This window comes from Pseudonocardia sp. ICBG162, from assembly GCF_020496225.1.
Taxonomy (GTDB): domain Bacteria; phylum Actinomycetota; class Actinomycetes; order Mycobacteriales; family Pseudonocardiaceae; genus Pseudonocardia; species Pseudonocardia alni.
The window spans coordinates 1-13918 of sequence record NZ_JAHLJD010000020.1 but is presented as its reverse complement, the minus strand read 5'-3'; the positions used below and the strand labels follow the sequence as shown (position 1 = coordinate 13918).

Genomic DNA, 13918 nt, shown 5'->3' with positions numbered 1-13918 from the left:
GCGGTGGAAGGCCGACGAGCGTGTGAGGGGTGACGGGCCTTCCGCGGAGGAGCTGACCGACGCTGCGGTCGCGCGGATCCAGCGGTGTGTGACGCCGAGTGCGGATGCGGTACGAGGAGGTCGTCGCACGCGACCCGTCAGTGAAGGCCGCGATGGAGGGCGGCTACGGCGACGAGCTGTCGGCGTGCGTGCACGCGGTGCGGGACTCCTACCTCGCGGAGGGGATCTCCCGGGAGCGGGCGGCGCAGGCGTCGGAGTCCTGGCTGATGATCAAGTCCGGGGTACGGGGTGACCTCGCGTTCGGCGACGAGATCCTGGCCGATTTCGCGTCGGGAAGCTCCGGCGCGGTGGCAGAGGTATGGGCGCCACCTACAATGACCGGCGTGAGTGATGAGACCGCGCCGCAGGACGTCCCGACCGTGCGAACCCGGGTGGCCGCGTTGGGCGATCGGCTCGCGATGCACTTCGAGGCCGGGCGCGTTCGCCTCGATGGCATTCAAGTAGCCGACCTGGACACACCAGCCCCGGAGGGCACCCGCATCGTCATCGCCGGCAGCTGAGGGCATCCGGCCCGGCCATGCCCTGGGACAGACGCTCCCGGGCTCAGCTCTTCGCCCGTCTACTCCCCTGCACACCGGTCTGTCCCCTGACGCGGGGGCGCTGCCGCAAGTGATGCGCGGCAACGAACACTCACGTCCTAGATCTATCTGACTGGATCGCCTACCCTCCTACGTATCAACGAATGGACGGTCGGATGAGGGCTGGGACTCGCCGCCGGCGTGCACCGATAGGCGTGGTCGCCGGCGCTGTCGCGTTGCTCGTGGCCGTGCTCCCCGCCGAGGAGTCGCCGATCGCGGTGACGCGATCGGCGACAGTCGGCGTCGACCGGTCCCCGGCCGTGGCCGCCGCGGCCGTGCGGGCGGCGGTCCCGCTGGGCGGCCTGGAGGTCCCGGATCCGCTCGCTCCGGACTCGGGTGGTCGTGTCACCAGCGTGCGCCAGTGGGAGCAACAGCGCCGCCCGCAGCTGCTGAAGGCCTTTCAGAACAATGTCTACGGCACCTCGCTGCCCGCACCGACGAAGACGACGTTCTCCGAGGACAGCGGCGGGGGCAGCGGGTCGGCCAAGAAGATCACGATCACGGTGACCGGGCCTGAGGGCACGGCGAGCTTCACGCTGCGGCTGTTCACCCCGTCGTCGGGCAAGCCGAAGGGCACGTTCCTGCTCATCGACCACCGGGGTTCGGTGGGAGATGACCCGGGTTCGGGGGGCTACGCCCCGGTCTCGGCGATCACCGGTGACGGCTACGCCCTGGCCGCGCTGAACGCCGACGAGGTCGCCCCCGACGACGCGGGCTCCTATCGCAACGGTGTGATCAACGCGTTCTACCCCGCCGGACAGGACCTCCCGGCCAACGCGGGCCGCACGATCAGTGCGTGGGCGTGGGGCGCCAGCCGAGCGATGGACTACCTGCAGACCGACCCCGACATCGACCCGAGCAAGGTCGCGGTGATCGGGCACTCCCGCGGCGGGAAGGCCTCGCTGTGGGCCGGGGCCCAGGACCCACGGTTCCCGGTGGTCATCTCGAACAACTCCGGCTCCACCGGCGCGAAGCTCGCCCGCCGCGACTCCTCGGGCGAGTCGATCTCGGCGATCAACTCCCAGTTCCCGCACTGGTTCCCCGAGACCTACAAGCGTTTCGACGGCAACGCCGACGCCCTGCCGGTGGATCAGAACGAGCTGCTCGCGCTGATCGCGCCGGGTCGGGTCGTGGTCGCCTCGGCCGCGGACGACGGCAACGCCGACCCGCAGGGCGAGTTCCTGTCCTACCTCGGTGCCGCCCCGGTCTATGAGCTCTACGGGCTCGGGGAGACCGGTTTGTCCTCGGCGAACTGGCCGCCGGCCACGGGGAAGGGCTTCCGCGGCCCGGGGATGAGCTATCACCTGCGATCCGGGGGGCACGGGCTTGAAGACGCCGACTGGCAGATCTACCTGGGCAGCAACCTGTTCACGCGCTGATCAGCGGCGTCGTGTCGCAGTAGCGGTCGCCGGCGCGGCCGCGGCGCTGCTCCTCGTCGGGTGCACGGCCCCATCCCCCGTCGACGCCCCCGGAGCGCCGCCCCCGCCTGCCAGGCAGGCGTTCGATCCCCCGACGGCGTTCGGGTCCGCCGCGTTGTCCCTCGGCGGGGACACCGGACTCCCGGCCCCGCAGGTCCTCGACGGCGTCTATGGCTGGTCGTTGTCCGACACCGGCCTGACCCGGGTCGACCTGACCTCGGGTGAGGCCATCGTGGGCGGTTTCCCCCAGGCCCCGCTGTTCAGCGGACTGGATGTGTCCCGGGCGACCGCGATCGGTGCCCCGCCGGTCCTCGGCGCCCCGGTGCTGGCAGACCTGCCCGAGGGCCGTCGGGTCCTGGCGGCCTGGCCGGTCGAGCAGCCCGGCCAGGGCACCACCCCGGCCCGCCGCGGCATCGAGCTGGTCGCCGCGGATCCGGGCACCGCCCGCACGCTGTCCTCCATCACCGTCCCTCTGCCTCCCGAGTGGCTCGAGGAGTCGCTGACAGGCTTCACGGTCTCGGTCGCCGGCGTGGTCGGGACCACGGCCATCGTGAGCGCCTCGACCTCCGCCACCGCCCACACCGCCGCGGTCGACCTGGCAGGGGGAACCCTGCGATGGTCCGCGCCCGGCGCCGCTGCTGTGCTCGTCGGCGAGAGCACCGTCGCCGTCGAGGCTCGCGACCTCGTCGAGCGTGAACTGCGCGGCCTCAGCATCGGCGACGGCAGCACCCGCTGGGCCGGGCTCACGGGCAGCGCGGTGTGGCCGGTCGGCCGAGCTCGGATGCTGGTCGACCTGAGCAGCCTGTCGCGTCCGGCCGGAGGCAGTCGGGTCGTGGAGATCGCGACCGGGCGGCCGGTCGACAGTCCGCTCAACGGCCAGCCGGGCTGGTCCTGCCGCTCCGACGACCAGGCCCTCACGATCTGCTCGCTCGCTCCCTACATCGGGACCGACGCCGTCCTCGGGTTCGACGCCGCCGGCGTCGAGCTGTGGCGGATCACCCGTGACTCGGGACGGGTCCCACCGACGGTCACCACCGCCTGGCACGGCATGGTCTACGGCTACACCGACGTCGGACCGCTGGTCCTCGACGGCCGGACCGGCCAGGACAGGGTCGCCTCCGCGGCGGCGGCTCCGCTGCTGGTCAACGAGTACTTCGCGGTGGGGCCCGACGCCCCGGCGACGCCCGAACAGCGGCCGAATTACCGTCATCCGTCGCGGCTGGTCGCGAGTCCCACTGCCGGATGAGTGGGCAGGTCAGGGGCGGTCCGTGCGCTCGGTGTGTCCGGGCGTCGGCATGGCCCGCAGATCAGCGACGACCTGCTCCAGCGCTCGGCGGGTCGCCGGCCGGAGGTGACCGATGGCCCGGACGAGGTCGGCGATGTCTGCCTGCCGCACGACCTGCAGCACTTCGAGTTCCTCGGTGCTGACCTGGGCGTAGGGGTCGTCGAGCAGGTAGCTGACGGGCACCTGGAAGAACCGGGCGATGTCCTCCAGGGTTGCCTTCGACGGGTTGGTGGTGCGCCCGAGGCGCAGGTGGTTGAGCGTCCCGCGCGACACCGATCCGCCGGAGGCCCGGATGCCTGCGACCACCTCGTCGAGAGTGGTGGGCCGACCTTGCGACTCCAGCGTGCTGAACAGGTAGTTCAGCTTGTCCGCCAGAGATCGCGAGCCCGCGGAGTTCCCTTGCGCCACCACCCTGCCCCCTCATCTGGCCCGCTCCCGAGCCCCGGAGAGGCCGACGGTAGTTCTACCGCCCAGCGGGGCCATCCCGACGCAGGGACGCCGCAACCCGATCGGAGCGCTGTCTGATCAGCTGTTCGCGAGTGTTGTTCGCTTAGTGGGCGGGATCGGACCCTGGGTGTCCGGCGTGTTGCTGTTCGTGACATGGTCGGGCGCCGACTATGAACGATGCCGACTCTGCAGCCGCCGCGCCCGGGCCGCGCCGTCTGACCCAGGTCTTCGCGCTTCGAGAGTTCCGTGCGCTGTGGTCGGCTGAGGTCGTTTCGATCCTGGGCGACCAGCTCGCTCGGGTGACGTTCTCGGTACTGGTCTACGACCGCACGAGCTCGGCAGCCCTGTCGGCGACCGTGTACGCGTTGACCTTCCTGCCCGCGCTCCTCGGCGGCGCGTTGCTGGGATGGGTCGCCGACCGATACCCCCGCCGCCGGGTCATGATCGGCAGCGACCTCGCCCGCGCGGCACTGGTCGCACCGATGGCGTGGCCAGGCCTCCCCCTACCCGTGCTGTGTGCCCTGATCGTGGTCATGGTGCTGCTGGGCTCCCCGCACTCGGCGGCGCAGGGAGCGTTGCTGCCCGAGATCCTGCGCGGCGACCTGCTCGAACGCGGGTACGCCGTTCGCCAGGTGACGGGGCAGATCGCGCAGGTCGCCGGGTTCGCGACCGGCGGCGCACTGCTGGCTCTGCTGAGTCCGCAGACCGCTCTGCTGGCGAACGCCGGGACCTTCGTCCTCTCAGCTGCCGTGCTGACCGCCGGGGTCACGGCTCGGGCGGCGCCCGCTGCTGCCGAGGCCGGCGAGGTCCGTTCCTGGCGGCGTGACATCGCCGACGGGGCGCACACGGTGTTCGCCGATCCCTCGCGTCGCACGTTGGCCCTCGTCGTCTGGATGTCCGGGACCTACATCGCCCCTGAGGGGGTGGCTGCTCCGTACGCCGCGCAGCTGGGCGCTGGTCCGGTCGCCGTCGGGATCCTGCTGGCAGCCATCCCGGCCGGCAGCGTCGTCGGGGCAATCGTCTTCGCCCGTTGGGTCCCCCAGGGGGCCCGGGAGCGCTGGATGCTCCCGCTTGCGGGGGTCGCGGGGGTCCCCCTGATGGTGAGCGCGATCGCGACGTCGGTAGTTGCGGTCGCCACGCTGTGGGCGCTCAGCGGAGCGGCCGTGGCCGCCGCATTGATCCAGGCTCAGGCTGGCTTCGTGCGCCGGACTCCCGCCAAGGCGCGGGGGCGCGCGACCGGGCTTGCCGCCGCCGGCCTGATCGGAGCGCAGGGTATCGGCCTTCTCGCAGCCGGGTTGCTCGCCGAGTGGTCCTCCCCCGGCGTTGCAGTGGCGGTCACCGCCGCCGTCGCCGGGGTCGGGCTCGCGGCCTTGGCGGTGTCAGGGTCGGCCCGAGCGCTGTGAGCGGTGGGGTTGCCGAGGACTTTCCACTCGGGCTCCCCACCGCCTCACCGTCGTCGTGCTTCGCACTTTCACCGCCTGGCCGTCACCAGTGCAGACCTCAGATCCACACACGGTTACGCATCACGTGACCTCTCCTCTCTTACTTGTTTCGACCAGAACCGCGTCACCAGTTCCAGTTACGCATTCATCCTCCTACCTAGTCGTTCGACCGGACGATCCCAACCGTTCACCAGTTCCAGTTGCGCACGAGCCCTCTCCTCTCTCCTCTCCAATACCCAAGAATCGTCGAGTCACCAGTTCCAGTTGCGCACGAGCCATCCCCCTTCACGCGATACCTACCAGCGGAATGCATTCACCAGTTCCAGTTGCGCACTGCACACTCCCTCCCATAGCCACAAGAACAGGCCACTCCACGTTCACCAGTTCCAGTTGCGCACTCAAACCCCTCCTTCGCATAGGACATACGGGCCCATCGACAGCGCCATCACCAGTTCCAGTTACGCATTACCCGCACCTTCCTTTCTATTTCACTCGCCATGACCCAACCGCATTTCACCAGTTCCAGTTACGCATCTCGCCACCTCCAATCGTCACGACTGCCCATCGACTCCAGTTCACCAGTCCCAATTACGCACGTTCACCAGATCCCATCTCGTTGAGCCCCGCTTCCGTCGCCTGCTTCATTCGCCTGCTTCATTCACCAGTTCCAGTTGCGCATTACAGCCCCTTTCAATAGAATCCGACCCCTTTACGCTCAGACTCTTTCCTCATCACCAGTTCCAGTTACGCACAGCTCCCCCTCTCGTCGTGGCAACTTCCGCCGGGTTACTACAAATGGCCTAGCTGAGGCGCAGCTCTGTCGACCACACCCGCGTCCGAGGTCGCCCCGGCTCGCGACGGCCTCGACAGGGTAGGCGAGAAACATCGTTACGTCAGCGCCGTAGTTGATCTTGATCGCCAGTTCTGAGCCCTCCCGGCGACCAGCGGATGGATGAGAGCGACACAACTGAGCTGGGATGCAACCGCTCGCCGCCGTCTATGCTGAGACGGGAAAAAACGATCTACGATTCGAGGATTCTCGTGACCTCATCCACCGCGCGACACGCCGACCGGAGCATCCTCCGGTCAAGGCTGTCGGCGTGGCGGCTCTGGTCACTTCCGCCTCGCGTTCGGGCGTTACTTGTCGCAGTCGAACTCGCAGCTGTGTGCCTAGTCACTGTCGACATCGTCATTCACGGCGCTCCCCGTGGGCTGTCAGTGTGGCTGACCGCGGGTGCGCTGGTGGTCCTCAGTGGCGTGCACGCCGAGATCTCACTACGCGCTGAGCGACTGCGCCGCCGCATCGCAGAGACCAGGTATATCGACCTGAGTTCGGTGTGGACATTCGCGGGTGCGTTGTTGCTGCCGCCACTGTTGGCAGCGTGCACCGTGATCGTCAGTTATACCCATCTGTACTTCCGCGTCTTTCGGCCCGCCGGGACCCCTCCCCATCGACAGTTCTACTCGACGTCCACCGTCGTGTTGGCCGTCTATCTGGTCGCAGCGGTCCGACTAGGCTTCGACGGGTCGAACTCATGGTTTGCGATCGTTGAGATCGCGGCGTGTCTAGCGGTTTACACTGGCACGAACATGTTGCTCGTCATGAGCGTTATCCGCTTGGCTCAGCCCGGGAGCAAGTTCTTGACGATCCTGGCCGGTGGCGAGATCGCACTGGAGACCGCCACGCTGAGTCTTGGCGCAATCGTGGCCTACGCGGTGATGCCGGACCATCTTCCGCTCGTGGTGCTGCTGATTCCTGCGCTCGTTCTGATGGAGCAGACCACTCTCATCAGGCAGCTCGAGAGACGGGCGTCGACGGATGCGAAAACCGGTCTGCTGAACGCGGAGGGTTGGCGCTCGCAGGCGCTGCAGCTGCTGGACGCGGCGGAGCGTGACCGCTCCAACGTCGGCGTCCTGATCCTCGACCTCGACTACTTCAAGGAGGTCAACGACCGCTACGGGCACCTGGTCGGTGACGCGGTGCTCCGCGCGGTCGCCGAGGTGATCGAGGCCGAGATCCGTGATCGCGACGCCGCCGGACGCTTCGGCGGGGAGGAGTTCGTCATCGCCCTGGCCGGGGTGCGGTGGCCGGCCGACCGCGACGGTGGAGCGGTCCGTGAGGTGGGAGAGCGGATTCGTCGGAGGATCGAGGCTCTGACGGTCGACGTCGACGGCGACGAGGCTCCCCCGATGCAGGTCTCCGCTCTCACCGCCTCGATCGGGGCCGCGGTCTACCCGGAGGCCGGCCGCGATCTCGACGCTGTGCTCGCGGCCGCGGACGAGGCGCTCTACGCGGCGAAGAACGCCGGGCGGAACCGGGTCCTCGTCAGCCACGGCCCCACTCCGCCTCCGCCTGCCTCTCCCCCGCCCGGCCCGTCGGTGCCGTCGCCGCGCCCTGGAGCATGAGGGCGTGCGCAGAGACGACGCGGGCGGTGCCGGACAGGTGAACGACGCGGGCTTTCTGCGGCAGTCGGCGGAATTCGTGTCTCACGCCAGCGCGGGGGGCGCGCGGCGCACGGCGCGTCAGGTGCTCGGGGCGTGGGAGCGCTGGTGTCGCCGCGAGGGCTCCGATCCGCTGGTTCTGGATCGCACGGCCATACGGGCGTTCCTGGCCACGGCCCCGGTCGGCCATACCTACCGGGACCGGGAGCGCGCCGAGACGGTCCTGGAGCAGTTCCGGTCGACGGTTGCCGACGACGCAGCCATGCAATCGAGCACCTCCTCGGAGGCCTCGGCGGTGTTGCCGAGTCCTGCCTCCTCCGCCGCCCCCGATGGTGCCCTTCAACCCACGGCGCTGATCTGGCTGCTCGACACCGCGGAGGTGATCGACGCGCCGATCCTGGGTCTGTCGCTTCTCGTCGCAGTGAACGGGCTCGGGGTGGGCGAGGCTCTGAGCCTGGACGTCGAGCACGTCGCGTCGACCGACAGCCTGCCCGTGGTTCGCCTGCCTCGACGGTGGGGGCGACGGTCGGTGGTCCCGCTCGCGGCGGCGACCGCCGCGGCCCTGACGCAGTGCACCGCCGGACGTTCGGAGGGACCGCTGCTGCGCGCGCTGGACGCCGGCGAGCGGCTCTCGTCGGTGGAGGCGGCCCAGCGGTTCACTGCGGTCGCGGCGGCGGTCGGCCTGGACCGGCAGGTGACGCCGGCGGCGTTGGAGCAGACCTTCGTCTCGCTCGCGCTGAGCGCCGGTGTACCGATCTCGGCCCTGGCACACGCCCTCGGGGACGTCGACGGTCGCACCGACCACTCCCATCACGCTGCCTTTGCCATCTGCAACTACTTGGCGTCACATGATCCGTTGCGCTTCGTGTAAGCGGTTGGACTCACTGGGTGACGGGGTGCTCCAATGGCTAGTCCCACAACGCGCGATGTGTTGTATTCGCAGCGTCATGCTGCTGGGTGAGCGCGGCAAGGGCTCAGCGGGCGAGAAGCATTCACGGAGGCTGCGTAGGTGGCGGCACGCAACAGCTAGCAGCTCAGCGGAGCTGCCGCCTCGTCACCGGTCGGCGCGGAGCTGACCTGGTGGGGCGCGGTGCTGCCGCGGGCAGGCCAGCTGGTCGTAGCCGATCCCCTTCTGCCCCGACCGCTGATGACGGCACTGCTGTCCGACGCTGCCGACGACGTGTCCGCCACCGGGCCGCGGCGGGCGCGCCTCGTCGTGGTCTCGCTGCTGGCTGGCGGAGGGCTCGCCGCAGCTGTCGTGATGGCGACCGAGGCGCTGCAGGTGCTTCTGCTGGTCACCGCTGCAGTCGGCTTCGTGGTCTGGTCGAGCCGGATGAGCAGCCGGGAGCACGCGGTCCGGGAGCGGGAAGGTGCGCGCCCGCTGTTCGCGGTGCGTCCCAGCGTCGGAGAGCCGACCTGGGAGCTGCTCGCCCATCTCGACAGTCGGCAGGCCGCCCGGCCCGACGATGCCTTCTGTGCCGCCGCTCGTCACCTGCTGTGGCGGGTCGCGCACGTGAGCCCGCGCAGCGACGCCGCGATCGCACGTCTGACCGAATGGGCTCGTGACGGTGATCTGTCCTCCACCGACCAGCTGTGGGCTGCGGCTGAGGACCTGACCATGTTGGCCGTCGCCTCGCCACGGGACGTGCGCCGGTCGGTGCCCCAGCTCGCCGTTCTGTTCCGCTACGAGTCCGGCGCAACCCGCTGACGGTCCGGCTCCTGGCCGATGCCGCTCCCCTGCGCAGTGTCTTCGGCTTCGGTGCTCTGGAGGTGTCGCAGGAAGGGCTCGACCAGTCGCCCGTGTCGCAGCTGTGTGGAGACCTCGGTCTGTAGGCGTGCTTCGGCCAGGAGCTCGCCGGTACGGGGTGGCGGTTCGGCGTCGAGGACCTGGAACGTCGCGTCCGGACCGTCGCCGCGCCCGCCCCGTAGGGCCCAGGCCAGCCAGCTGGCCTCGGCCAGCGCCGCCCGGCGGTCGGGGGAGGTGCCGGAGCCGTGCTCGCGGGCGAAGTCGACCGCTGCGGACACCACGTGGGTGGGGACCCCGCTGAGCAGGGCGCGTGTCGTGTCCCAGATGACGACCATCCGCGCGTAGAGCGCCGCGTCCGGGCGATCCCGCAGCAGGCTCGGCCGGGCGATGGCCTCGCTCTGTTGCCAGCTCGGCACTGCCGAGACCAGGACACCTTCGAGCCGGCGCAGCCGGAGGAACAGGATGGCGGCCCGGACCTGCTCGATGACCGGCTGCAGCGGGCCGCTCAGGCGGGTGGCGACGAGCCCGAGGCCGAGCAGGGTCGCGCAGCAGAGCAGGACGACGTCGCTCGCGGCGAGCGCCCCCTGGGCTACCGGGCTGGCGGCGGGGTGCAGCTGCAGCGCGGCGAGCACCGCGAGGGCGGCGAAGGCAGCCACGAACAGTGCGGCGGACAGCCGCAGGGTCGTCTGCATGGCGGTGCTGGGGATGTAGCGCAGCACCCGTCGGCCGTGTCCGATCAGCACCGCGGTGCCGACCATCGGCCAGACCAGGGTCAGACCGGTGAGCATGACGAGCTGGGGGTAGCAGCTCCCGCCGGTGCGAGGCTCGACGAGGGGGAGCAGGGCCCCGTCGACGAGCAGGAGGATCTGGCCGAGCAGAACACCGCCTCCGGCAGCGATCGGTGAGATCGCGTAGAGGCGGCGCGACAGCGCTGTTGCCGTGGTGAACAGTCCGGTCCCTGCCAGCCCGATCGCGACGAGGATCCCGGCGGCGAGGTAGGCCCGCGCCGTCGGTGTCCCGGGGCTGGGTACAGCACCCAGTAGCGCGGCGACACCGGCGAAGAGGGCTGCGACGGTGATCCCCACCGCGGGCTGCGTTCGCCGGCGCAGTCCCAGCACCGCGGCCAGCAGAAGCGTGGCCGCAGCGATGAGGCTCAGGGTCACTACGGGCAGGCTGATCTCGCCGGGCCCGGACGGGTCCGGTGCGCATCCCGGACCGTCGGGTCATCGCCCAGGCTCGCCAGACCTGCGAGGTCTGACTTGACAATCGCGAGACCCGACGGGACGGGACGTGCTGACCGGCGATGGGGTTGTGCGCCACGAGCGCTGTAGTGACCGACCGGCAGCCGCGTCCTCCCGGAGCGCTCACCCCGCCCCGACGGGAGGAACACAGATGCACCAGCCGACCACGACCACGACCACGACCAGCGCAAACCTGCCCGATGACACCGACCCTGAGGCTCCGACCCGCTGGGCCGGAGTGGACTGGTCCTGGTCCGATCAGGCGGTCTGCGTCGTCGACGACACCGGCGCCGCCGTCGAACGGTTCACCGTCCCGAACACCACCACCGGGCTGTCCACGATGGTCACAACCCTCCACCGCCACCGAGTCACCGGCGTCGCGATCGAACGCGGCGACGGCCCGGTCGTGGCCGCGCTGCTCGCCGCCGGCCTGACGGTGTTCGTGATCGTCGCCCGCCAGGTCAGCGCCCTGCGCACCCGCTACTCCACCGCCGGGAACAAGGACGACCGCTTCGACGCCTACCTGCTCGCCGACGTCCTGCGCACAGACCGCCGCCGCCTCATCCCGCTCACCGTCGACACCGACGCCACCGTCGGCTTGCGCATGCTCATCCGCACCCGCGCCGACCTGGTCAAGGCTCGCGTCGCCGCGCACAACCAGCTCCGCGCGCACCTGCAACTCGCCCACCCCGGCGCGGTGGGGCTGTTCCACGAAGCGCACCTGCAACTCGCCCACCCCGGCGCGGTGGGGCTGTTCCACGAACTCGCCGGGACGGTCTCGCTCGCGTTCCTCGAGCGGTTCCCCACCCCGCGCCACGCGGCCTGGCTCTCGGAGAAGCGCCTCGCGACCTGGCTGCGCAGCGCCCGCTACACCCGCTCCAACACCCGCACCGCGGCCCAGCTGCTCGACCACCTGCGCCAGGCCCCGCCCGGACACCCCGACGGGCCCGCAGCCGACTCCGCGCAGGTCATCACGACCCAGCTGGTCGCCTTGCTGCGCAGCCTCAAAGAGCGAATCACCATCATCGAGACCCACATCGAACAGGCTCTGGACGCCCACACCGACGGTGCTGTGTTCACCAGCCTGCCCCGTTCCGGGCGCGTCCGCGCCGCGACCCTGCTCGCCGAGATTGGCGACGCCCGCGGCCGCTACCCCACCGACGACGCGCTCGCCGCTGCAGCCGGGATCTCCCCCTCGACCCGAGCATCCGGACGGTCGCACTACGTCGCGTTCCGCCGCGGCTGCAACTACCGCCTGCGCCAGGCCCTGGTCGACTTCGCCGACGGCAGCCGCGCCGGCCATCCCTGGGCCCAGAACACCTACGCCCGAGCCCGAGCACGCGGGCACAACCACGCCCACGCCATCCGCATCCTGGCCCGGGCCTGGCTGCGGATCATCTGGCGCTGCTGGACCGAGAACACCCCCTACGACCCCGACCGCCACGCCGCCGCCGTCACCGCCCGCGACCAGCGAACGACACCGGCCGGCGACATCGCAGTGGCGTCCTGACCAGGCCCGGCGTCGCTTTCCCATAGCGGCCAGCACCAGCCGCCCGCAGGCGGTGTCCAGGCTGGCCGAAGGCCACCCGAAGGGCATCGGCCTGGACACCGACGAGGACGGCGGGACACTTCTGGCGATGGGAACGGCCCACCCTGAGGTTGACATGGGGTTGTCAGGTGCATCGGGGCCTCATGTGAACGCGGACTCCAGACGAGCGGCCGCGGCGCGCACCTCGGCTGTGGCCACCCAGCGGTGCGACCGTCTGCCCGGTCCGTAGCCCAGCAGGGCCGCGCGGGAGTGTCCGATCTTCGGTGTAACTCCGATCAAGGAGTGTGGACCGATGACAGACCAGGCAGCAGAGCCGGTGACCGACCTCGACGCCGCGCTCGACGGTGACGGGGCGGGAAAGCTCGATCCGGTCGATGAGCAGTTGATCGCTCAGCTCGCCGGTCGAGCCCGTGTGAACGGGCTCGACCTGACCGGGGCGAACGGGCTGCTCGCGCAGCTGACCAAGCGGGTTCTGGAGTCCGCCCTCGAGGGTGAGATCACCGACCATCTCGGCTATGAAGCCCACGACCCGGCCGGGCGCGACGGGAAGAACTCCCGCAACGGTCACCGGTCGAAGACGGTGTTGACCGAGGCCGGACCGGTCGAGGTCGAGGTCCCCCGTGACCGGGACGGCTCGTTCACCCCGAAGATCGTGGCGAAACGCCAGCGGCGGTTGTCCGGGGTGGATGAGATGGTGCTGTCGCTCTCGGCGAAGGGCCTGACCACCGGTGAGGTCCAGGCTCACCTCGCCGAGGTCTACGGCGCCCAGGTCTCGCGGCAGACGATCTCCACGATCACCGACAAGGTCCTCGACGCCATGGCCGACTGGCAGAGCCGGCCCCTCGACCCGGTGTATCCGGTGATCTTCATCGACGCGATCCATGTGAAGATTCGCGACGGGAAGGTCGCCAACCGGCCCATCTACGTGGCACTCGCCGTCACCTGCGAGGGACGCCGCGAGATCCTCGGTCTCTGGGCCGGTGACCCGAACACCGCAGGTGAGGGCGCGAAGTACTGGCTGCACGTGCTCACCGAGATCCGTAACCGCGGCGTCGCCGACGTGCTCATGGTCGTCTGTGACGGGCTCAAAGGGTTGCCCGACGCGATCGAGCAGACATGGCCCGCTGCGATCACCCAGACCTGTGTCGTGCACCTGCTGCGCAACAGTTTCCGCTACGCCGGCCGCCAGCACTACGACGCCATCGCCCGAGCGCTTCGACCGGTCTACACCGCACCGACCGAGGCCGCGGCCACCGAACGGTTCGCCGAGTTCCGCCAGTCATGGGGCGAGCGCTACCCGGCGATCGTGCGGCTCTGGGACAGCGCCTGGGCGGAACTCGTACCGTTCCTGGCCTTCGACGTCGAGATCCGCACGATCATCTGCACCACCAACGCCATCGAGAGCGTGAACGCCCGGATCCGGCGGGCGGTCAAGGCCCGCGGGCACTTCCCGAACGAGACCGCCGCCCTCAAATGCGTCTACATGGCGATCATGAGTCTCGACCCCACCGGAGCAGGACAACGCCGCTGGTCAATCCGCTGGAAACCAGCCCTGAACGCCTTCGACATGGCCTTCGCCGGACGCCTGTCCGCCGGACGCCGATAGCCCTCAACGGCCAGAGTTACACCGGAAACTTGACAGTCCCTCGCTACGGGGTCACTCCCAACCCGCCGTTGACAACCGTCGCGACAGATCTGCCACGCGGTCC

General features: G+C 69.9%; 11 protein-coding genes. 9 read left to right on the top strand and 2 right to left on the bottom strand.

Translation table 11 applies throughout. The annotated features are described in order from the left end of the window. Positions 1 to 104 precede the first annotated feature (104 nt). The 3 genes from KPL60_RS20980 to KPL60_RS20970 all read left to right on the top strand — a co-directional run bounded on the left by KPL60_RS20980 (position 105) and on the right by KPL60_RS20970 (position 3302). Positions 105 to 560, top strand: coding sequence for a hypothetical protein (locus KPL60_RS20980; RefSeq protein ID WP_226366925.1), 456 nt, complete (start codon positions 105 to 107; stop codon positions 558 to 560). A 233-nt stretch (positions 561 to 793) separates the two neighbouring features. Beyond that, complete coding sequence (locus KPL60_RS20975; RefSeq protein WP_226366924.1) at positions 794 to 2017, top strand: acetylxylan esterase; 1224 nt, start codon at positions 794 to 796, stop codon at positions 2015 to 2017. Between the two features lie 154 nt (positions 2018 to 2171). Next, entirely contained in the window at positions 2172 to 3302 is a 1131-nt protein-coding gene (locus tag KPL60_RS20970; protein ID WP_226366923.1) for a hypothetical protein, read from the top strand. Positions 3303 to 3311: 9 nt separating this feature from the next. Here the strand turns inward: KPL60_RS20970 and KPL60_RS20965 are convergent, their stop codons facing one another. Continuing rightward, positions 3312 to 3752 (bottom strand): helix-turn-helix domain-containing protein, encoded by a 441-nt coding sequence (locus tag KPL60_RS20965; RefSeq protein WP_226366922.1) that lies wholly within the window; start codon positions 3750 to 3752, stop codon positions 3312 to 3314. Positions 3753 to 3958: 206 nt separating this feature from the next. On the opposite strand from KPL60_RS20965, the gene KPL60_RS20960 reads away from it, so the two are divergent. The 4 genes from KPL60_RS20960 to KPL60_RS20945 all read left to right on the top strand — a co-directional run bounded on the left by KPL60_RS20960 (position 3959) and on the right by KPL60_RS20945 (position 9380). Continuing rightward, positions 3959 to 5191 (top strand): MFS transporter, encoded by a 1233-nt coding sequence (locus tag KPL60_RS20960; protein WP_226366921.1) that lies wholly within the window; start codon positions 3959 to 3961, stop codon positions 5189 to 5191. A gap of 1296 nt (positions 5192 to 6487) precedes the next feature. After that, positions 6488 to 7636 (top strand): GGDEF domain-containing protein, encoded by a 1149-nt coding sequence (locus KPL60_RS20955; protein WP_226366920.1) that lies wholly within the window; start codon positions 6488 to 6490, stop codon positions 7634 to 7636. Positions 7637 to 7640: 4 nt separating this feature from the next. After that, entirely contained in the window at positions 7641 to 8543 is a 903-nt protein-coding gene (locus tag KPL60_RS20950) for a hypothetical protein (protein WP_226366919.1), read from the top strand. A 276-nt stretch (positions 8544 to 8819) separates the two neighbouring features. Next, on the top strand, positions 8820 to 9380 hold the full coding sequence (locus KPL60_RS20945) for a hypothetical protein (RefSeq protein ID WP_226366918.1): 561 nt from the start codon (positions 8820 to 8822) through the stop codon (positions 9378 to 9380). On the opposite strand, the gene KPL60_RS20940 is transcribed toward KPL60_RS20945, so the two are convergent. Continuing rightward, complete coding sequence (locus KPL60_RS20940; RefSeq protein WP_226366917.1) at positions 9356 to 10582, bottom strand: DUF6545 domain-containing protein; 1227 nt, start codon at positions 10580 to 10582, stop codon at positions 9356 to 9358. The two genes, KPL60_RS20945 and KPL60_RS20940, sit on opposite strands and share 25 nt — an antisense overlap. 229 nt (positions 10583 to 10811) lie before the next feature. Between KPL60_RS20940 and KPL60_RS20935 the strand changes: the two genes are divergently transcribed. After that, entirely contained in the window at positions 10812 to 12170 is a 1359-nt protein-coding gene (locus tag KPL60_RS20935) for an IS110 family transposase (RefSeq protein ID WP_226366916.1), read from the top strand. Between the two features lie 331 nt (positions 12171 to 12501). Beyond that, positions 12502 to 13815 (top strand): IS256 family transposase, encoded by a 1314-nt coding sequence (locus tag KPL60_RS20930; protein ID WP_374228729.1) that lies wholly within the window; start codon positions 12502 to 12504, stop codon positions 13813 to 13815. Positions 13816 to 13918: the final 103 nt, after the last annotated feature.

Excerpts from the sequence above, each read along its gene's own strand:
- KPL60_RS20930 (WP_374228729.1), top strand. The coding sequence starts at position 12,502 with ATGACAGACCAGGCAGCAGAGCCGGTGACCGACCTCGACGCCGCGCTC.
- KPL60_RS20935 (WP_226366916.1), top strand. The coding sequence starts at position 10,812 with ATGCACCAGCCGACCACGACCACGACCACGACCAGCGCAAACCTGCCC.
- KPL60_RS20945 (WP_226366918.1), top strand. The coding sequence starts at position 8,820 with ATGACGGCACTGCTGTCCGACGCTGCCGACGACGTGTCCGCCACCGGG.
- KPL60_RS20960 (WP_226366921.1), top strand. The coding sequence starts at position 3,959 with ATGAACGATGCCGACTCTGCAGCCGCCGCGCCCGGGCCGCGCCGTCTG.
- KPL60_RS20980 (WP_226366925.1), top strand. The coding sequence starts at position 105 with ATGCGGTACGAGGAGGTCGTCGCACGCGACCCGTCAGTGAAGGCCGCG.